The following is a 19,796-nucleotide window of genomic DNA, read 5'->3' on the forward strand; positions in this document are numbered from 1 at the left end:
GCAAGTGTATCGGGAGTGCCGTCAGCGGTCGAGCAGATCGGCCACGACAGCCACCGCATGCTCCTCGAGCAGGTCGAGCGCCCCGGGCGCGAGAGGCGTCTGCCAGGCCTGATACGCCCCGCGGTCATAGGCGTCGCGCGTCGGCAGATACACGAAACCTGGGCCGTTCGTGAGGTTCATCACCACGATCGGCGTCTCGGGGAATCGGCGGCGCAGCGTGGTCTGCAGCCGCGAGTAGGCCTCGCCCGGATGCCCCACGATCACCGCATCCCCGAGCCGCCAGGCCCAGATCGGATGCTGCACGGTCGGACCGTCGATGTAGCCGTCGCGCAGGTTGCGCGCGCGTCCCAGACGTTCCTCGCGGGAGCGCGGATCGATGTCCTTCCACTCCTCGGCGAGCTCGTCGAGCGTCGGGAGGTCACGCAGCGGCAGTTCCACACTCGTCAGCGAAGAGGCAGCCCCCACCCCTCCAGCGGCTGCCCGCCCGGTCCAGATCGCGAGCGGAGCACCCGACTCCACGACACCGTCGAGCGTCAGCTCCTCCCCCGGGGCGGGCAGCGCATCGAGAGCGGCGAGCACCGCGTGTCCGAGCGAGCGTCCGTGCCGGTCGGCGACCGCGACGTCGCCCGTGTACTGCTCGCGCGGAGCCAGCTCGCCCGATGCGCCCTGCACGAACAGGCACGGGGCGCCCGTGGCGGACTCGACGATCTCGCGCATCGCCCCGACGTAGTCCGGCGACACCTCTCGGCTCTGCCAGGCGAGCGTGGTCGGATGGCAGGCGTAGTTCACGAGGGTGGCGCACACCGCACCGTCGACGCTGAGGCGCCCGATCGTCACGGTGTCGTCGGCCACCGCTCCGGGGTTGTAGCCCACGAGGGCTCGACCGTCGACGTCGAGCTCGCGATCGGCCGCCAGGGTGCAGCGCCCGGTGGTCCACTCGATGAGTCCGGGGACCGCGCTCTCCAGCGCCTCGCGCCCGGCGGCGATCCCCGCAGCGGCGAGCGCCTCGAGGTATCCGGGGATCAGCTCGCCGCCCGGAAGATGCGCATCGGCGGCGCACAGCACCGCACCGGCATGGGTGTGCGAGAGCGAGAGCATCAGCTGGTCGGGGTCGAGCCCCAGCCCGTCGAGGATCGCCCCGCGCACGCCCTGCTCGTCGGCGACGCGACGCCACCACGTGCCATCCACCGCGAGCAGCACCCGCGGGCGCTCGTCGGCGGAGACCACGGCGAGCGCGGTGAGCTCGAACGGACGGTGTGCCCCCTCAGAGCGCTCCCAGTCGGCGGGGCCCCAGTTCTTCGCCCGGATGCCGGTGGGCGGGGTGATGTCGCGCCGGGCGACGCCGATGCGCGCCTCGGTGCGGGGGATGCGGATGCGATCGCCGAGTTTCGTGGCAGATGCGGTGTCGTTCACGCGTGGCCCTCCCTGTTCTCCATGATGCCGCCGGTCAGGCGGTTTTCAGCACGTCGGCGATCAGGACACGCTCACCGTCTGCAGGGAGATCGGTCTCGACGCCGCGCTCGACCGCGTCGCTGTAGAGCAGCGTCGACGGCTCGGAGAAGCCCGCGGCCAACCGCAGCCGTCCTCCGACGAACTGTGCGCCGGTGACCCGCGCGTGGTTGATGCCCGCGCCGATGTCGACGTGCGCCGCCCCCTTCGGCACCGTGGACGTCACACCGCTCAGCCGCCAGGTGATCACGCCCGCGCCGCCGGCCCGCGACAGCATGGCGCCCTCGCCGCGCTCCGTGCTCAGCTCGACCCCCTCGAGCACGATGGCCTGGTCGCGCACCGCGGTCGCCGTGAGCACGACGTCACGGACCGTGCCGCCCCGGATGGTCACCCTCGACGCCCCGAGTTCGGCGGGGGCGCCGGTCGCCGGACCGCTCAGCCGGCAGTCGACGAACTCGACCGCTCCGGATCCCCGAGCCTTCATCCCGTCGATTCCGGTGATCGTGCAGCGTGCGAAACTCACGGGGACCGTGACGGGGGTCTGGATGAGCACCTGGTCCTTGGGGAGCGCGAAGGTGCAGTCCTCGATGGTCGTCGGCCGCGACGACCTGGTCGATCGCTGGCCGATGGCCAGCAGCCCCGCGGTGCACCCTCGCAACTGGGCGCCGTCGGCGTTGATCGTCATGGTCGCCTGGGGGTCGAAGGTCGATCGCCCGATCACCCGGACGTTCTCGAGCGTCAGGTCGCTGATCTTCGTGCCCGCGACGAACCACGAGCAGACGTGGTCGCGCACCGTGATGCGCTTGGCTGCGGTGCCCCATTGCGCGCCGGAGTTGGCGATGTCCATCAGCCCCGAGCACCCGATGAAGGTGAGGTCGTGCTCGTACTGACCGTGCGTGGTGAACGGGTTCCCGCCCTGGTCGTCACCGTCGCCGTGGCAGTTCTCGACGATGCAGTACGCACTGGCGGTCAGATCGTTGAGATGCCGCGCGTTCGACGATGTGCAGTCGCTCACCCGCCCGTAGAGGCTGTAGATCTGCTGCGTGAGGTAGCCCGCGCCGCCGTAGAAGACCGTGGGCGGGTTCTCGACCGAGCAGCGTTCGGTCGCGAAGTGGGTGTTCCACCGCCGCATGATGACCGGCCACCAGGTGCGACTGGCGTGCACGTCGGCGACATCGCAGTGGATCGCGTACTCGAAGGCGATCGGGTGCGATCCGGTGAGCTCGCGAGAGTCCGGGAAGGAGCCGTCCGTCGGTCCGTCGAAGGGACCGGCCCCGAGGAACCGCATGTTCGAGATGCGCACGCCCTCGACCGGATCCATCCGACACCAGATGAGCTTTCGCCCCGTGTCGAGCGGCCAGCCGTTCAGGTAGTCGATCCGGATGTGCGTTCCGTCGATCTGCTGCGTCACCCGGACGAATCGCTGGATCTCGCGCTCATCGGCTCCACCTCCGGCGACCGTGTCGCACTGTAGCGCCCACCAGGAGTCCACGGGGAACGCCGCCGCATCAGGCACAGTCACCGCGTCCGTCAGCTCGGGCCAGGCCTCTGCCAGGCGGTGCTCGACCACCACGTCCCGCGACACCCCGGTGAAGAACATCACCGCACCGAAGGGGTTGTCGTGGGTGTTCGCCTCGATCCCGTCCGTGGTGATGACGTGGCCCCCGAAGTCGATCTCGATGTGGGAGCGGGTGAAGCGATGCCGTCGCTGGAACAGCAGGTCGGTGCTCGCCGCGATCCGCTTGACGCGGACGTCGTTCACCATCGCGGCGAGCGCGTCATCGGCCGCCGTCTCGGGCCCGGTGATGCCGAAGACCCGGAAGTCGACGGTGCCGTCGTGCTGCAGCAGCCATCTGCTGCCGCGCTTTCCGGCGATCACCGTGCCGCCGTTGGCCTCGATGTCCGTAGCCTCGACCCCCACGTAAACGAGCAGTCCGGCGTCGCCGGGCGTCCGGTAGCCGGCGACGATCGCCACCTCGCCGTCGCGCGCACGGCGCCGGGACAGCTCGGAGACGGAGTCCGCCCTGGTGATGTCCTTCGCCCCCGCCGCGGTGGGAGCCGCCTGCGCGGGTGACGCCGCTGCCAGGGAGCCGGCCGCACCGAGCGCGACCGCACCGAACCCCGCCACGAGGGCGCGTCGACTCGTCGAACGCACACGCGCATCCGCGTCGCTGCGGGACATCACCGCACCCCGGACTTCGCGTCTGCGGCGAGCAGCGCTTCGGCCGGAACAGTGAAGTCCGCCCGTCGGCTGAGCACGAAGGCGATGCTCGCACCGAGCAGCGTGAGTCCGGCGATCAGGAGCAGACCCCAGATCGCCGACCCCGTGGTCTCGCTGATCCAGCCGATCGCGTACGGACCGGCGAATCCGGCGAGGTTGCCGACCGAGTTGATGAAGGCGAGTCCGGCAGCCGCCGCCGTGCCGGTGAGCACCATGGGCGGCAGACTCCAGAACAGCGGCGTCGTCGAGAACAGCGCCGACATCCCGACGCACAGCGCCGCGAGCGCTAGGATCGGCGTGCCCTGCGCCGCGACCGCCGCGATGAGCGACAGCGCGGTGATGGTGAGCGTGATGCCGATCTGCAGCGGGATGTTGCCCTGCTTGCGGGCGGCACGCTCCCACGGGAGCATGACGAGTGCGGCGCACAGATTCGGCAGCGCGACGATCCACCCCGTCGTGGAGTTGGAGAAGTCGCCCATGCTCTTCACGATCGTGGGCAACCACATGCCGAGCCCGTACGCGCCGAACACCACACCGAAGAACAGCACGATCAGGGTCCACAGGCGTCCGTTGCTGAACACCTCGCGCAGGCGCAGACGCCCGTGCTTCTGCTCGGTCGCCGCTGTCTCGGCCGCCAGGGTGTCGTTGATCCACCGCTGCTCGGTCGGGTCGAGCCAGCGCGCATCCTGCGGACGGTCGGGCAGCCAGAAGAAGACGACGAAGGCGAGGAGCACAGCGGGGAGGCCCTGCAGGAGGAAGACCAGCTGCCAACCGTCCAGACCCCACATGCCGTGGAGCTCGAGCATCCAGCCGGAGAGGGGCGCGGCGACGGCGTTCGCGATCGGGTTCGACAGCACGAACACTGCGAGCACCTGGGTGCGGTACTGCCGCGGGAACCAGAGCGTGAGGTAGAGGAGCACGCCGGGGAAGAAGCCGGCCTCGGCGATGCCGAGCACGAACCGGGCGATCGCGAACTGGGTGGCATCCTGCACGAAGGCGGTGAGGGCGGCGACGAGTCCCCAGGAGACCATGATGCGGGCGATCCACTTACGGGCGCCGAAGCGCTCGAGCAGGAGGTTGCTGGGCACTTCGAACAGCAGGTACCCGATGAAGAAGATGCCGGCGGCGAACCCGAAGGCGGCCTCGGTGATCTGCAGTGCCGCCGTCATCTCCAGCTTGGCGAAGCCCGAGTTGTTGCGGTCCATGTAGGCGACGAGGTACAGCAACCCGAGGAACGGGCCCAGACGCCAGATCGCCTTCTTCATGGCGGAGGCTCCGACCTCCTCCGGTGTTCGCGTATCGGGTGCGGATGCGTTCCCGGCCATGGACAACTCCTTCGTCATCGTTCGAGTGGGCTTGCTATAGCATCTAGCAAATCCCTGGCCGTGTCCACTCATTCGGAAAATGCCATAGCATCGAGCGAACGAATTCGCGCCTCTCGACGAGACGGAACCGCGGATCGAGAAGGGCACCGAATGCGCAGCGTCTCGGATCAGAACATCGCCGAACAGGTCGCAGACGAGCTGCGCGCGGCCATCCACTCCGGAGAGCTCGCCCCCGGCGAGCGCCTGGTCGAGCGCAAGCTCGCCGACCGGCTCGGTGTCAGCCACATCCCGGTGCGCGAGGCCCTGACCCGGCTCGCCGAGGAGCGTCTGATCACCCGCGAGCCCCGCCGCGGCGCTCGTGTCGCCCAGCTGAGCGCGCAGGACCTGGAAGAGATCTCCAGCCTGCGGATCGTGCTGGAGCAGTTCATGGCGATCCGTGTGCAGGAGCGATGGAGCGATGAATCCGCCGCCCGGCTCGGAGCCATCATCCAGGCGATGGCGGATGCGGCCCCCGGCGACATCGACGAGGTGCTGCGCCAGGACCGCCTCTTCCACGAGACGCTCGCCGATCTCGCCGAGCACCGCTTCCTCGACGAGCTGAGCGGCCAGTTGCGCGGCCGGATCACCGGATTCCTGCATGCCGCCAACGCGGCCCTCGACCCCGCAGAGCAGGAGGAGCACGTGCGCAGCCACCAGCAGATCGTCGACGCCATCGCGAGCGGCGACCCCGAGCGGGCGCAGGCCGTGATCGCCGAGCATGTGACCAGGGCCGTCGAGCGCATCACCCCCACGGCCGAGTGATCCGCGCCGTGACCCCGCAGACGATCGTCCTCACCGGAGCCTCCGACGGGATCGGCGCAGCGGCCGCCCGCCAGCTCGCCTCCTCCCCGCATCGCCTCATCCTCGTCGGCAGGTCGGTCGAGAAGACCCGCGCCATCGCCGAGGAGACCGGCGCTGCGTGGTTCACCGCCGACTTCGCGCGCCTCGACGACGTGCGAGCACTGGCCGCGAAGATGACCGACGCCGTCGGCGACAGCGGCATCCACGTGCTGGCGAACAACGCCGGCGGCATCTTCGGGGATCAGACCCCGACGGTCGACGGCTTCGAGAAGACCATGCAGGTCAACCACCTGGCGCCGTTCCTGCTCACGAACCTGCTGCTCCCCCACGTGCTGAAGGCGGAGGGCGCGGTTGTCAACACCTCCAGCATCGCCCACCGCCTGTTCGGTCATCTCGACGTGGACGACCTCGACAACCGCCGCCGCTTCAGCCCGAACAAGGCCTACGGCGACGCCAAGCTCGCGAACGTGCTGTTCGCCAAGAGCCTGCACACGAAGTTCCACGCCCAGGGGCTGAGCGCGGTCGCCTTCCACCCCGGCACCGTGCAGACGAACTTCACGTCCGACTCGTCGAGCATCATGCGACTGCTCTACCGCACCCCGCTCAAGCACCTCATGCTCATCGGTGCAGACAAGGGCGGTGCGACACTGCGCTGGTTCATCGAGGGAACCCCCGGTGAGACCTGGTTCTCCGGCGCCTACTACGACGAGCGCCAGCTGACCACGAAGATCAATCCGCAGGTGAACGACGCCGCCCTCGCCGAGGCCCTCTGGCAGCGCAGCGCCGAGCTCGTCGGCATCCCCACCACGTAGCCCGAACGCATCGAGCGGCCCCGGCTCGCCTGCCCGTTTCGCGTTCCCCGGTTCGTCTCCCCGGAGTGCGCACCTGTCGGGAGATCTCACGGATGTCGGACCGGATCAGGCTTTCCGGTCCGACATCCGGACATTCTCCCGACGGATGCACCTCCCGACGGATGGCCCTCCCGACGGATGCACCTCCCGACGGATGCACCTCCCGACGGATGCTCCGCCCCGAAGCCAGGCGCCCGGGAGAGCGTCAGACCACGAGGTTCGCGGTATCCACCACGCGCGGGCCCGCGGCGGGGAAGGCCGTGCGGGTCACACCCGACTCGACGTTGCCGGTGTGCAGCAGCGTGGACGATGCGCCGAACGCGGCATCCACCAGCTCGATCGCGCCGCCTTCGAAACGGTTGCCGACGGCGCGGTAGTGGGTCGCGCCCTTCGTGACCGCGACATGCGTGGCCGACCCCTCCGCACGGAAAGTGCTGTCGGACAGCGTCAGGTGCAGCTCGCCGTCGCCGGCGCGCGAGACACCGGTGCCGCCCTTGATCGCGACATCCGACCCCGCGATCTCGACCGCCTGCCGCTCCCCTCGTGCCGCGGCGATGCGGGCGTTGCGGAGCGTCGATCCCTCGAACCGCAGCCGCTCCGACGATGTCACGACCGGCGCCGCGTCGTCGGCGGCCGTGAGCGTCGAGCCGCGGAAAGTGACCGCTCCGGCCCCCGCGATCTTCATGCCGCCGACCCGATCGAGCACGGTGTCGACGAACGTGACCGGCGTTTTCACCGTGGCGTTGGTGAGCTCCCCCGGTGCGACGAAGGTGAAGTGCGAATCGGCGATCACGGTCGGCCGCGCGGAGTTGTCCGAGGCCTGCGTGATCACGAGGGTGTCGGATGCCGTGCAGCCGCGCAGCTGCGCGCCGTCGGCGTTGATCCACAGCATGCCCGATCCCGCGAGCGACGGCTTGCCGATCACCTGCACGTCTTCGAGGGTGAGGTCGGTGATGCGCACGCGGGCGACGAACCACGAGCACACGTGCTTGCGCACCGTGATGCGCTTGGCCGCCGATCCCCAGGCCGCCCCCGAGTTCGCGAAGGTCATCAACCCCGAGTTGCCGGTGTACGTGAGGTCGTGCTCGTACTGCCCGTGCGTGACGAACGGCCCCTGGTCATCGCCGTCGCCGTGGCAGTTCTCCACCAGGCAGTAGGCGCTCGCGGTGAAGTCGTTCAGGTGCCGGGCGTTCGCGGTGTGGCAGTTGGCGACGTATCCGTAGAGGCAGTAGATCTGCTGCGTCAGGTAGCCGGCCCCACCCCAGGTGACCGAGGTCGGGTTCTTCAGCGTGCAGCTCACGGTCGAGTAGTACGTGTTCCACCGGCGCTGGATCAGCGGCCAGAAGGTGCCGGTGCCGTCGATGTGGTCGACGTCGCAGCGCACCGCGTACTCGAAGGCCAACGGGTGCGAGCCCGTGTACTCGTCGGTCCCGGTGCCGAGGAACTTCAGGTTCGACACCGTCACGTCATGCACCGGAACGACGCGACGCCAGGTCATCGTGCGGTCTTTGCCGAGCGGCCAGCCGTTCTTGTAGTTGATGCGGATGTGCGTGCCATCGACGATCTGCGTGACCTGCACCAGCCGCTGCAGCTCGCGCTCCCAGCGGCCCGACAGCGCGTTCACCTCGGCGGCGTACCAGTCGCCGACCGCGAAGAACGAGGAGTCGGCGACCGGGAAGATGTCACCCAGGTCGGGAACCACCTCGCCGAGCTTCGCCTCCTGCACGGCATCCGTCACCTCGCCGCGGAAGAACATGACTGCCGCGAAGGGGTCGTCCTTGCCCGCATTCTCGATGCCGACGGTCGTCATGAGGTGCCCGCCGAAGTCGAACGCGATGTTCGACCGCGAGAACCTGTGGCGACGCACGAAGTTGAGGGGAGTGTGCCCCTCGATGCGGTGGATGCTCGCATCGTTCACCATGGCGTCGAGCGCGTCGTCGGCGTTGACGCTCGCATCCATGATCCCGAACATCCGGAAGTCCACGACCCCCTCGTGCACGAGCACCCACGCCCCGCCCTTCGGAGCCCCGAGCACGGTGCCGCCGTTCGCCGCCGGAGCGTTCTTCTTCACGAAGCGGTACAGCCCGCCGCCCCCGTCACCGGCCGCGGCGTACCCGGTCGTGCGGACCAGGTCGCCGTCCTTGCCCTTGCGCGTGACGAGATCGGTCGCCGTACCGCCGTTCGCCACAGACGAGGAGCCCGAGTTGCCCTGCGTGACGATCGGGCCGGCGGCCTGCGCGGGGGTCTGCGCGCTGACGGCCGCCACGCCGCCGATGGCTGCCGCTCCGAAACCGGCGAGCAGCATGCGTCTGCTGCGCAGAGCAGCGGTGTCGGTCTTCTCCTGCGGGGTCGTGCTCGTCTTCTGGGTCATGCTCATCCTCCTTGCGGCGTCATCGCCGCGGTCAGGCGTCCGGTCGTTCGGCCGGGCCGCATCATCCGATCGATCCCCAGTCCCCAGTGCTTTCTCCGAGCGGGTCGCTCAGAAGTAGTCGCCCGCCGTGAAGTGGCGGATGCCGCGCAGCCGCGCCTCACGCCGCAGCGGACGGATCATCCCGGTGCGGTCGTCCTGCCGCACGGCCGCGGGGGCGAAGGCGCGGAGTGCGCGATCCTCATCCTCGAGAGCGGGGACGGCGAGATCGCACGACGTCACCCCGGCGGATGCCCAGTCCGCGCCGATGGCGGAGAGCAGATCATCGCGCGCAGCGCCGGCCTCCGGAAGCACGGCACTCTCCAGGAGCATGCCGACGTCGCCGCGGCGCTCGGCGATCGCATAGCCGACGAGCGCCGATCCGTCGACCCGGAGGTACAGGGTCGCGCCCCTCATACGCACCTCGGCCATCGCCCGGTCGCGGTCGCCGCGCACCGGGGCCAGGACCACTCGACCTGCGCGCGAACGCCCGTAGACCTCCCGCAGTGGGCGGAGGCTCCCGAGCCCCACGGTCTCGCGCACGACCAGCCCCTCGGTCTCGGCCGACACGGGAGGGCTCCACGGCCCGACCAGGGTGCGCGGCATGGAGAAGGTCTCGAACCCGCTCGAGTGATACACCTCGGGGGTGCCGGTGAACAGCAGCGCCCAGTCGGCGTCGCGCCCGGCCTGCAACGTCGCGGTGACGAGCCTGCGGGCGAGGCCCTGTCCCCTGGAGCGCTCGGCGACCGCGACGCTGCCGATCGCCTGCACCTCGGCGATGCCGCCGTCGGATTCGCGCAGCCGCTTGGGCAGACCGTAGATCGACCCGCACAGGCCCTCATCGTCTTCGGCCACGATCGTGTGGGCGAACCGTTCATCGTCGATGAGCCACTGGTCAGGCGTGAGCGCAGGGGCGAACGCGGTCGCCCACAGCGCGGTGAGCGCGGGCTCGTCCTCGACGCGCGCGGCCCGGATGCGCTGGTCGCTCATGCGTCGCCCCGCGCGATCTCGGCGGCACGGATGCTGTTCGCCACGACGCTCCGCGCCTCGTGCCAGGGCGCCACGGTCGCCCCCGCGGGCGCCGCATCGAGCAGCGCGCGGATCAGGCCGCGGAACCCGAGCTCGTCGTTCGCGTCCGCACCTCCCTCCGCACCGACATCGAGCGCGACCGAGCGGATGCCGGTGGTCGTCACCACATCCACCCCGTAGGCGTCCACACCGGGCGCGCCGGTGATCAGCACCTGCACCGGCACCTCGCGCTCCGCACCGGGCATTCGCACCATGCCCTCGACGCCGGCGGCATCCTCGGACGCCGTGGCCGATCCGTGGCGCGAGCGCGTCCAGCCCGATCCCGAGACGAGAGCAGCACCCGGCAGCAGCACGTCGAGCATCTCCCAGGCGTGCACCCCCACCGTCACCGCTGTACCTCCGCCGCGCTGTGGGTCGTCCTGCCATGCGCGCTCCGGCAGCTGGAAGGCTGCATTGTCGTGCTGGGCGTGCACACGGAGCGCGAGCACGTCGTGAGCCGCGACCTCCTCGGCGAGACCTCTGAGCGCAGGCGCGAAGCGGAGGACTGAGCTCGTGCCGACGGGGACGGAGGATGCCACGAGCGCGCGGTCGACCTCGACGAGCTGCGCAGCCGTCGCCGCCATCACCTTGTTCACGAAGACCGGAGCGGCTCCGCTGCCGAGCGCCTGCAGGAAGGGTCCGACCTCGTGCGGACGCGGTGTCGCGATGACGAGGTCGGGTCGGAGCGCCGCGAGCTCGCCGACCGAGGCCGCCGTGACCCCGCCGAAGCGTGCCGCGAACGCGCTCGCCGCTGCCGCATCCGCATCGTGCACCCCGACGACCTCGGCGCCGAGCGCTCGGACGTTCGCGGCGTCGGTGTGCGGATGAGAGTGCGCGAGCCCGGCGAAGGCCACGCGCAGCGGCGTCCCGGTCATGCCATCGACGACAGCTGGTCGCGGGAGACGGTGTGTGCGAGCGGGTGTCCCGCGGCGAAGGCCTCGACCTCGTCGGCGACGATCCGTCCCTGACGCCGTCGCCCCTGACTCGTGCCGGCCGCCCGATGCGGGGTCACCAGCGCGCCGCGCAGCGTCCGGAACGGACTGTCCGCGGCGAACGGCTCCTCGTCGAACACATCGATCGCGGCGTTGAGCCTGCCGCGCTGCAGCTCCTCGATCAGCGCGGCCTCGTCGACCAGCCACGAGCGCGCGGTGTTCACGAGCCCCGCGCCGTCGCGCATCAGGGCGAGCTCGCGGCGACCGATGAGATGGTGGGTCTCGGGCAGCGTGGGAGCATGCACGGCGACGATCTGCGCGCGCCGCAGCGCCTCGTCGAGCGGCACGAGCTCGGCTCCGAGAGCCGCCGCCGCGTCGGCATCGATCGTCGGGTCGACCAGCAGAGCTTCGGCCCCGAGCGCACGGATCAGTTCGAGGTAGGACCGCCCGGTGCGGGAGGCGCCGATCACGGCGATGGGTGTACCGAGGATCTCGCGCTGCACGCCCACGGCATCCGCGTCGTACCAGCCGTCGCCGGAGCGCAGGGCGTTGTGCATCTCGGGCACCCGGTGCAGCAGCGCGAGCGTGAACGTCAGCGACACCTCGGCCACCGGCCGCGCCATCCCCGCACCGGCCTGGGTGACCAGGATGCCGCGGTCGAACAGCTCGTCGGTCGCGAAGGGCTTGATCGTCGCACCGGTGTGCGCGATCAGTGCGAGCGCGGGCAGCGATGCCAGCACCGCGGCGTCGAACGGGCCGACGCCCCAGCTCGTGATGACGATGCGCGCCTCGGCGAGCTCCGCGTCCGCGAGGCGGTCGACACGCAGGAAGGTGCCCCCGAGACGAGCCGCGACCGCACGCAGGCGCTCCGCATCCTCGTCGGAGAAGAACTCCGTGAAGAGCTCTTCCGAGACGACCGCGACCACGGTCGGCACACTCCTCTGCGCGCTCATCTCAACCAGGCCTCGAGGTTCTCGGCGATGAAGGCGTCGTCGTTCAGGTCGGGGTAGGCGTGACGCACCCGCGCGATCTCCTCGGCCTGTCCCGGCGAGAGACCCTCCGCGGGGTCGAGGCACCAGACGCCGTCGAGCAGACCCTGCTGACGCAGCATCTCGTGCACGCCGGCGATCACGCCGTCGAAGTCGTTGCCGGGATCGAACACGGCCTGGTTGACGTCGACCATGTCGGAGGCGACGAGACCGAGCTCGCGGTAGGCCTGCGCATCGCCGGCCATCGCCCGCTGCGCGCGTTCGAGGAGAGCGACGGCGGCGCGTGTGCCGACCGCCCACTGGCCGAGCAGCCCGCCGACGAAGCGCAGCGTGCGCGCACCCGAGGGCGAATCCACGTGGAATTCGGAGAGCAGGTCGGCCACGATCGCATCGTCGTTCCCGGTGTAGAGCGCGATCTCGTCGGCGCGGCCCGAGGCCGCGACGCCGCGCACCAGCTCGAGCGTGCGGTAGCGGTCGAAGGGGGCGGCCTTGACCGCGACCACGGCCGGGATCGAGGCGAACTCGCGCCAGAAGTCGCGGTCGAGCACGGGGCCGCCGATCGCGGTCTGCAGGTAGAAGCCGACCACCGGCAGCACGTCGCCCACGGCCCTGGCGCGCTCCAGCAGGGCGCGCTCGTCGGCGCCGGCCACGCGAGGGCTCACCAGCACGGCGTCGTAGCCCAGGCCACGGGCGAGCTCGGCCTCGGCGACCGCCTGAGCCGTGCCACCGGCGACACCGGCGATGCGTACGACGTCGGCGCTCGCCCGCGCGTCGAGCTCTTCCGCGGCGAGCGCGAGCACGGGCTCGAACAGGGCGTGCTCCGGATCGCGGATCTCGAACTGGGTGGTGTGCACTCCCACGGCGATGCCCCCGGCACCGGCGTCGAGGTAGTAGCGGGTGAGGGCGCGCTGGCGGCGTTCGTCGATGCGCCGATCGGCGGTGAGGGCGAGCGGATGCGCCGGGATCACGGCACCGCGGGCGAGGGTCGCCGCAGCCTCCGGTCGCAGGGTGGGAACCGCCATCAGAACTTCCCGTCCCGCACGGCCCACTTGGTCGGCTTGGCGATCATCGGTAGGCCCTTCTCGATCCAGTCCGCCTGCAGCCCGATCAGTGTCTCGGCCGAGACGGCCGGGTAGCCGAACAGGGCCATGCAGCGCCGGGCATCGCTGAGCAGCGCGGTGGGCTGGGGCTCGTCGACGATCGTGACCTCGCGGTCGAACAGGGTGCCGAATCGACGGGCGATCGACTCCACGCTCAGCAGCTCGGGGCCGGTGAGGTTGATCGCGAACGGGGCGGTCGAGGCGTGCACGAGGCTGCGCAGCACGACCTCGTTCGCATACCCCTGCCAGATCACGTTGACGTTGGCCGTCGCGACCGACACGGGCTGGCCCGCATGCACGGCGCTGCCGATGTCGGCGAGCACCCCGTAGCGCAGGTCGACGGCGTAGTTGAGGCGGATGATCGCGACCTTCGTGCCACGCTCCTGGGCGCCGAACTCGAAGACCCGCTCGCGCCCGAGGCACGACTGCGCGTACTCGCCGATCGGTGCGGGCTGCACCTCTTCTGATGCTCCGCCGGAGGACGCAGGCAGGAACGGGTAGACGTTGCCCGTCGAGAGCACCGAGATGGCACTGTCGCGGTAGCGGCGGGCTACCCGATCGGGCAGGGCGGCGTTGACCTCCCACGCCCACGAGGCGTTGGTCGCGGCTCCGAACTTCGCCCCGACCATGAACACCACGTTGGGGGCGTCCGGCAGCGATGCGAAGTCGTCGTTCTCGATCAGGTCGAACGGGACGACCTTCACCCCCGCGGTCTCCAGACGCTCGCGGATCGCCGCGTCACCGAAGCGGGAGACGGCGTAGACCGCGTCGCCCTGGCGCCCGGCGGCATCCATCCCGCGGCGCGCGAGCATGGCCAGCGTCGGGCCCATCTTGCCCCCGGCGCCGAGGATCACGAGGTCGCCCGCACCCCGTGCGAGGTCGTCGATCAGGCCGGCGCTCGGAGTGGCGAGTGCCTCCTCGAGCTCCGCCTCGGAAGTGAACTGGTGCTGAGTCATGTGGTGCTTTCCCTTCTTCTCAGCCCTTGATGCCCGTACCGGCCACGCCCTCCTGCACGTACCGCTGAGCGATGAGGTACGCGAGGAAGATGGGCAGCAGCGCCACGACGGATCCGGCGAGCATGGTGCTCAGCGGGACGTTCTGCTGCTGCAGCGACGAGATGCCGACGGTGAGTGTGAACATCGCGTTGGACTTCGCGATGATGAGCGGCCACAGGAAGTCGTTCCAGTGCCACAGGAAGACGAAGATGCCCAGCGTCGCCAGGATCGGCTTGCACAGCGGGAGCACGATCCGCAGGAAGATGCGGAACTCCCCCGCGCCGTCGATGCGGGCGGCCTCGAACAGCTCATCCGGCAGTCCCTGGATGAACTGCCGCATCAGGAACACGGCCTGCGCGTTCGCGAGCGACGGCAGGATCAGACCCCAGTACGTGTCGACGCCCCCGAGGTTGGCCATGAGGATGAACGTCGGGATGAGGGTGACGTGGAACGGCACCATGACCATCGCCAGGAACGACCAGAACATCACCTCCTTGCCGCGGAAGCGCTTCTTCGCGAAGGCATACCCGGCAAGTGCCGAGAGGAACAGCACGGCGACGACCGAGACGAGGGAGTAGATGAGCGTGTTGCCGAGCCAGCCGAGGATGTTCTGTCCCGCGAGCACCTGCTCGTAGGCCTCGAACGAGATGTCCTGGAAGGGCAGCAGGGAACCCGGGAGCTCGACGACCATGCCGGGCTTCAGGCTCAGCACGACCATCGCGTAGAACGGGAAGAAGCTGAGGATGCCGGCCAGGCTCAGCCAGATCCACCGGCCGACGATCCCCCACCCGGTGGGCTGGAGCGCCCGGTAGGCGCGACGCTGCTTCGTCGACATCTTCGGCGGCGTCGCCGGCGCCTGGGTCGGAGGCTGCAACAGAGCGGTCATTTCTGCTTTCCGATCACCAGGCGCTGGATGAGCGCGACGACGAGGGTCATGATGAACAGGGCCACACCGATCGCGGCCGCGTAGCCGTAGTCGAAGTAGCGGAAGCCCTGGTCGTAGAGCATGTACACGAGCGAGTAGCTGGCGTTCGCCGGCCCGCCCTGGGTCATCACGTAGATGACGTCGAACACCTGGAAGGCGGCGGTCGTCTCGATCACCGCGAGGAAGAAGAAGGTCGGACGCAGCACCGGGAGGATGATGTACCGGAAGCGCTGCCAGGCGTTGGCGCCGTCGACCAGCGCCGCCTCCTCGAGCTCGCGGGGAACGTCCTGCAGCGCGGCGATGAGGATCATCATCCCGTAGCCGAAGCGCGACCAGACACCGACGACGACGATCGCGGGGATCACGAGCACGGTGCTGCCGAGCCAGGATCCGCCGAGCCCCAGCGGTGCCATCAGCGCCGACCACGGACCGTTCGCGGAGAAGATCCAGACGAAGATCGACCCGGCCAGCACGAGAGAGGTGATGACGGGGAGGAAGAAGATCGAGCGGAAGAAGCGCGCGCCCCGGAAGGCCCGGCGCACACCCAGTGCCATCACGGTGGACAGCACGAGCGCGATCGGCACGGCGCACACCGTGTAGATGAGGGTGGTGCCCATCGCCCGCCAGAACAGCGGATCGGCGATCATGCGCTGGAAGTGGTCGAGACCACGCCACGAGATCTCACCCGTGATGTCGTAGTCGAAGAAGCTCAGGGCCACGCCGGCGATGCTCGGGCCGAAGCGGAAGGCGATGAACAGGAGGAAGGCGGGGAGCACGAACAGGAACGCGATCCGCGCCTCTCGTCGTGCGAGCACCCGGGTGACCCGCCCTGCGGGCCTCTTCGCCGTGGTTGCCGTCGTCATCAGTGATACCTCACGTGGGGGGAGTGAAGGGGTGCGGGGGCATGCGGAGTTCGGGCTCCGCATGCCCCCGATCGTGTTACTTCTTGATCAGCGGTGCCGCGGCTGTCGCGGCATCCTTCAGCGCAGCCTCCGGGGTCTTGTCCCCGAGGAGGGCTGCCTGGATCTCCGGCGCGAGCACGCCCATGAGCGCGCGGGACGAGGCGTTGAGCTCGCCCACCGTGGTGTCGGGGACGTACTTCTCGACCTCGCCGAGCAGCGGGTCGTCCGCGTACAGCGGGGCGGTGGTGCTGAGCGCCGAGAAGTAGCCGGCCGCCTTGAGGTACGGCTCGACCACGTCGGCGCCGGTGGCGTACTCGACGAACTTCGCCGCAGCGTCCTGCGCCTTGGAGCCCTTGAGCACCGAGAGCGATCCGACCGTGCCGTAGGCCACGGACTCCTTCTCGGTCAGCGGCGCCATCACCTTGACGTTCTCCTCGCCCCAGAAGGGCACGACCTCGTTGACCGCGTTGTTCCACGTGCACGCGACCTTGCCCTGGGCGACGGCGGTCTGCTCGAGCGGGACGTTGGTGGTGAGCGCCTCGGGGTCGAGAGCGCCCGCCTCGGCCAGGTCGGTGAGGAAGGTGAGCGCCTGCACGCCCTCCTTGCTGTCGAACCCGACGTCGCCGTCCTTCGTGTAGACCTCGCCACCGGCCTGCCACAGCAGCGGGTAGTACGTGAGGTTGAGGGTGTTCTCCGCGGATGCCGGGTAGTTCAGGGCGTACATGCCCTTCTCCGTGAAGGCGGGGGCCATCGCGGTGACGTCATCCCAGGTCTCGGGGTACTCGGTGACGCCCGCGGCCTCGAACGCAGCGGCGTTGCAGATGAGGGGCTGGGCGCTGGTGAGGATCGGAGCCCCGAGGATGTCTCCGTCGAGCGTGACCGACTTCTTCACGTTCGGCAGCAGATCATCCTGGCGCTCGGTGCTCAACAGGTCGTTGAGCGGGGCGATCGACTTCTGGTACGCCGCGAGCTGGTCGGGGATGAGGTAGACGACGTCGGGGCCCTTGCCGGCCGCGATCGCGGTCTGGAGAGCCTCGTCGCGGTTCGCCCACGGGAAGATCTCGTACTTCACGTTGATGTTCTCGTTCTGCTTCTCGAAGTCGGCGATCGTCGAGTCCCAGAAGTCCTTGTGCACCGCCTCGTCGGCGATGACCGGGTAGAGCCAGACCGTGATGTCCTGCTCACCCTCTGCGGTGTTGCCTCCGCCGGCCGAACATCCGGCCAACAGGGTGGCGGCCGCGAATCCCGCGACGACGCTGGTGATCTTGCTGACGCGCATGGTGCTCCTTTGCTTATACCGTGCTGAGTACGGTTCATTATGACACTGCAATGGGATAATTCGTCAAGTACAAGTTCTCAGACCCGTGTTTCAGCCGTGTTTCCCGTTCGAGAACATCAAAGCTTGATCTGAGAATTGGGTGTGCTAATTTGATCGCACCCGACGACGGAGAAGAAGGAAGGACCGCACATGGCCGTGACCAGTCCGCTCTCGATCGTTGCGCGATCCGCTCTGCAGCTGCGCGATGTCGGGCCCGCGACCGTGAACGACCTGTCTCGTTCACTCGAGATCTCGCGTACCTCGGTCGAGAACGCCGTGACCGTCCTGGCCGAGTCCGGGCTGATCGTCGACGCCCCCGCCCAGAACGGCGGCGGCGCCGGACGCCCCGCCCGCCGCTACTCCTTCCACGGCGCCGCTGGCACCGTGGTGGGGGTCGACATCGGGGTCGCGAGCGTGCGCGTGGTGCTCGCCGACCTGTCCGGACTCGTGATCGCGCAGCGCAGCTACTCCGGTTTGGCCGCGCAGCCCGACGGCGCCTCCAAGCTCGCCGCCGTGATCGACGATGTGCGCCGCACCCTCTCCGCCGTCTCCATCCCCGCCTCGAAGGTGCGCGCGGTCGGCGTCTCGCTCCCCGGCATCGTCGACGATGCGGGGCGCGTGACCACCTCCGTCGTCATCCCCGAATGGTCGGGCATCGACATCGGCTCCCAGCTGCGGCAGGCCTTCGGCTGTCCGGTCGCCGTCGACAACGGCGTGCGCCTCGCCGCTGTCGCGGAGCACCACCTCGGTGTCGCGCAGCTGGTCGACGACGTGATCTACCTCTCGGTCGGCAACCGCATCGCGATGGGACTGATCCTTGGCGGACGCCCGCGGCGCGGCATCCACAACGCCGCCGGCGACATCGGCCGGCTCGCCTTCCGGGGGCTGAACACCGAGACGGGTCAGATCTCGTGGCGCACGGCGCCGACCGCAGCCGAGGTGTTCGCGAAAGCACGCGGGGGCGATGAGGCCGCCCAGCAGGAGCTCGACGGCTTCATCGACGAACTCGCCCACGGGATCGCCACCCTGACCATGACGGTCGACCCGGCCATGATCGTGATCGGCGGCGGACTGTCCGCAGCGCACGAGCAGCTGCTCGACCCGCTTCGGGCCGCCCTGCCCGGCCACCTCGGCCTGCCGTTCCAGGTGCCGATCGCCGAAGCGCGACTGGGCGCCGAGGCCGCCGCGCACGGAGCGGTCGTGCACGCGTTCCAGCGCCACGCCGCCGAGATCTACGGCATCGAGGACATGCCGGCCCCGCCGATCACCCCGCTGCCGATCGAGGCGGCCGGCACCGACGACACCACCGTCGAGAACACCGAGGAGAAGCAGTGAGCACGTTGAAGGTCGGACTCATCGGAGCCGGGGGCATCTCCCGCGTGCACGCCGACGCCTGGCGGGCGCTCGGCGCCCAGGGGTACGTCACGTCTCTCGTGGGAGCCGAGGCGATCGCCGAGGAGTACGGATTCGAGCTGGTCCCCGATGTCGACACGCTCATCGGTCTGGTCGACATCGTCGACATCGTGACCCCGAGCAGCACCCACGCCGACTTCGCGCAGCGGGCCATCGCGCGCGGGCTCGACGTGATCTGCGAGAAGCCGCTCGCGGCGACCGCCGAGGCCGCTGCAACCATCGCCCGCGCCGCAGAAGAGGCCGGCGTGCGGCTCTTCCCTGCCCACGTCGTGCGGTACATGGGCGAGTACGCCCAGATCAAGGCGGGCATCGACGCCGGTCGCATCGGCACGCTCGCCGTGCAGCGGTTCAGCCGCGCCGGCTCCGCCCCGCAGACCCCGTGGTTCTTCTCGGAGAGCGCCGGTGGCGGCGTGATCCGCGACCTGATGATCCACGACATCGACCAGGCGGTCTGGTTCGCCGGTCCCGTCGCGACCGTCTATGCGGTGCAGAACCCGCCGACGGTCGATGACCGCGTGCCCGCCCCCGTGACCTCGCATGTTGTGCTGACGCACCGCAACGGCGTGATCAGCCACATCCACGGCAGTTGGGTCGCGCCGGGCATGCCCTTCCGCACGAGCGTCGAGGTCGCAGGCTCCGAGGGACGCCTGCGCTACGACAGCGCCGAGGACAACGCGCTGCGCACCGACGCCGTGCTCCCCGAGGGTGACACCGACTATCTGCCGCCGATGTCTCCGCAGGAGAGTCCGTACTACGCCGAGATCGCCGACTTCGTCGCCGCTGTGCGCGAGGGCCGTGGCGCGAGGGTCAGCCCCGCCGACGGCATCGAGGCCGTGGCCGTGGCCGAGGCCGCGTACGCCTCGATCGCAGGAGGAGCCCCGATCACCCTGCCCGAACGCTCCGCCGCCGACGCCGAGGAGGCCGCCCGATGAACACTCCTGTCCCGCTGCGGATCGCCGTGCTCTCGTTCGCGCACACGCATTCGCTCAGCTACGTGCACGCTCTGAAAGCGATGCCGGGCGTCGAGCTGGTCGCCGCCGATCCCGACGGCGCCGCGGCTG

The 19,796-nt window shown here is 69.7% G+C and carries 16 protein-coding genes; 4 read left to right on the forward strand and 12 right to left on the reverse strand.

What is annotated here, in order from left to right; translation table 11 throughout:
- Positions 1 to 21 precede the first annotated feature (21 nt).
- The 3 genes from L978_RS13400 to L978_RS13410 are packed head-to-tail and all read right to left on the reverse strand — an operon-like array spanning position 22 to position 4,995.
- Positions 22 to 1,413, reverse strand: coding sequence for a hypothetical protein (locus L978_RS13400; RefSeq protein ID WP_052193739.1), 1,392 nt, complete (start codon positions 1,411 to 1,413; stop codon positions 22 to 24).
- 34 nt (positions 1,414 to 1,447) lie between these two features.
- Positions 1,448 to 3,631: a hypothetical protein gene (locus L978_RS13405; RefSeq protein ID WP_047523736.1), complete on the reverse strand. Its 2,184-nt coding sequence runs from the start codon at positions 3,629 to 3,631 to the stop codon at positions 1,448 to 1,450.
- Entirely contained in the window at positions 3,631 to 4,995 is a 1,365-nt protein-coding gene (locus L978_RS13410) for an MFS transporter (RefSeq protein WP_047523737.1), read from the reverse strand. The genes L978_RS13405 and L978_RS13410 overlap by 1 nt, the downstream gene beginning before the upstream one ends.
- Before the next feature lie 150 nt (positions 4,996 to 5,145).
- On the opposite strand from L978_RS13410, the gene L978_RS13415 reads away from it, so the two are divergent.
- Both L978_RS13415 and L978_RS13420 read left to right on the forward strand, forming a co-directional pair.
- Positions 5,146 to 5,796: a GntR family transcriptional regulator gene (locus L978_RS13415; RefSeq protein WP_047523738.1), complete on the forward strand. Its 651-nt coding sequence runs from the start codon at positions 5,146 to 5,148 to the stop codon at positions 5,794 to 5,796.
- Between the two features lie 8 nt (positions 5,797 to 5,804).
- The gene (locus L978_RS13420) at positions 5,805 to 6,647 is read left to right on the forward strand and encodes an SDR family NAD(P)-dependent oxidoreductase (protein ID WP_047523783.1); all 843 of its coding nucleotides are present in this window, start codon (positions 5,805 to 5,807) and stop codon (positions 6,645 to 6,647) included.
- A 244-nt stretch (positions 6,648 to 6,891) separates the two neighbouring features.
- On the opposite strand, the gene L978_RS13425 is transcribed toward L978_RS13420, so the two are convergent.
- The 9 genes from L978_RS13425 to L978_RS13465 all read right to left on the reverse strand — a co-directional run bounded on the left by L978_RS13425 (position 6,892) and on the right by L978_RS13465 (position 17,283).
- Positions 6,892 to 9,057 carry a peptidase C14 gene (locus L978_RS13425; protein WP_081997060.1) on the reverse strand — a complete coding sequence of 722 codons (2,166 nt, stop codon included), beginning with the start codon at positions 9,055 to 9,057 and terminating at the stop codon, positions 6,892 to 6,894.
- A gap of 108 nt (positions 9,058 to 9,165) precedes the next feature.
- Positions 9,166 to 10,083, reverse strand: coding sequence for a GNAT family N-acetyltransferase (locus L978_RS13430; RefSeq protein WP_047523740.1), 918 nt, complete (start codon positions 10,081 to 10,083; stop codon positions 9,166 to 9,168).
- Positions 10,080 to 11,036 (reverse strand): Gfo/Idh/MocA family oxidoreductase, encoded by a 957-nt coding sequence (locus L978_RS13435; protein ID WP_047523742.1) that lies wholly within the window; start codon positions 11,034 to 11,036, stop codon positions 10,080 to 10,082. The genes L978_RS13430 and L978_RS13435 overlap by 4 nt, the downstream gene beginning before the upstream one ends.
- On the reverse strand, positions 11,033 to 12,046 hold the full coding sequence (locus L978_RS13440; RefSeq protein ID WP_047523743.1) for a hydroxyacid dehydrogenase: 1,014 nt from the start codon (positions 12,044 to 12,046) through the stop codon (positions 11,033 to 11,035). The genes L978_RS13435 and L978_RS13440 overlap by 4 nt, the downstream gene beginning before the upstream one ends.
- Positions 12,043 to 13,104, reverse strand: coding sequence for a dihydrodipicolinate synthase family protein (locus L978_RS13445; protein ID WP_052193742.1), 1,062 nt, complete (start codon positions 13,102 to 13,104; stop codon positions 12,043 to 12,045). The genes L978_RS13440 and L978_RS13445 overlap by 4 nt, the downstream gene beginning before the upstream one ends.
- Complete coding sequence (locus L978_RS13450) at positions 13,104 to 14,138, reverse strand: NAD-dependent epimerase/dehydratase family protein (RefSeq protein WP_047523745.1); 1,035 nt, start codon at positions 14,136 to 14,138, stop codon at positions 13,104 to 13,106. The genes L978_RS13445 and L978_RS13450 overlap by 1 nt, the downstream gene beginning before the upstream one ends.
- A 19-nt stretch (positions 14,139 to 14,157) precedes the next feature.
- Positions 14,158 to 15,063, reverse strand: coding sequence for a carbohydrate ABC transporter permease (locus L978_RS13455; protein ID WP_047523747.1), 906 nt, complete (start codon positions 15,061 to 15,063; stop codon positions 14,158 to 14,160).
- Complete coding sequence (locus L978_RS13460) at positions 15,060 to 15,965, reverse strand: carbohydrate ABC transporter permease (protein ID WP_047523748.1); 906 nt, start codon at positions 15,963 to 15,965, stop codon at positions 15,060 to 15,062. The genes L978_RS13455 and L978_RS13460 overlap by 4 nt, the downstream gene beginning before the upstream one ends.
- 76 nt (positions 15,966 to 16,041) lie before the next feature.
- Positions 16,042 to 17,283, reverse strand: coding sequence for an ABC transporter substrate-binding protein (locus L978_RS13465; protein ID WP_047523750.1), 1,242 nt, complete (start codon positions 17,281 to 17,283; stop codon positions 16,042 to 16,044).
- A gap of 189 nt (positions 17,284 to 17,472) precedes the next feature.
- On the opposite strand from L978_RS13465, the gene L978_RS13470 reads away from it, so the two are divergent.
- The gene (locus tag L978_RS13470; RefSeq protein WP_047523752.1) at positions 17,473 to 18,657 is read left to right on the forward strand and encodes an ROK family transcriptional regulator; all 1,185 of its coding nucleotides are present in this window, start codon (positions 17,473 to 17,475) and stop codon (positions 18,655 to 18,657) included.
- Positions 18,654 to 19,667, forward strand: coding sequence for a Gfo/Idh/MocA family protein (locus L978_RS13475; protein WP_047523753.1), 1,014 nt, complete (start codon positions 18,654 to 18,656; stop codon positions 19,665 to 19,667). The genes L978_RS13470 and L978_RS13475 overlap by 4 nt, the downstream gene beginning before the upstream one ends.
- Positions 19,668 to 19,796: the final 129 nt, after the last annotated feature.

It is taken from the genome of Microbacterium sp. ZOR0019, assembly GCF_000800925.1.
Classification (GTDB): domain Bacteria; phylum Actinomycetota; class Actinomycetes; order Actinomycetales; family Microbacteriaceae; genus Microbacterium; species Microbacterium aurugineum.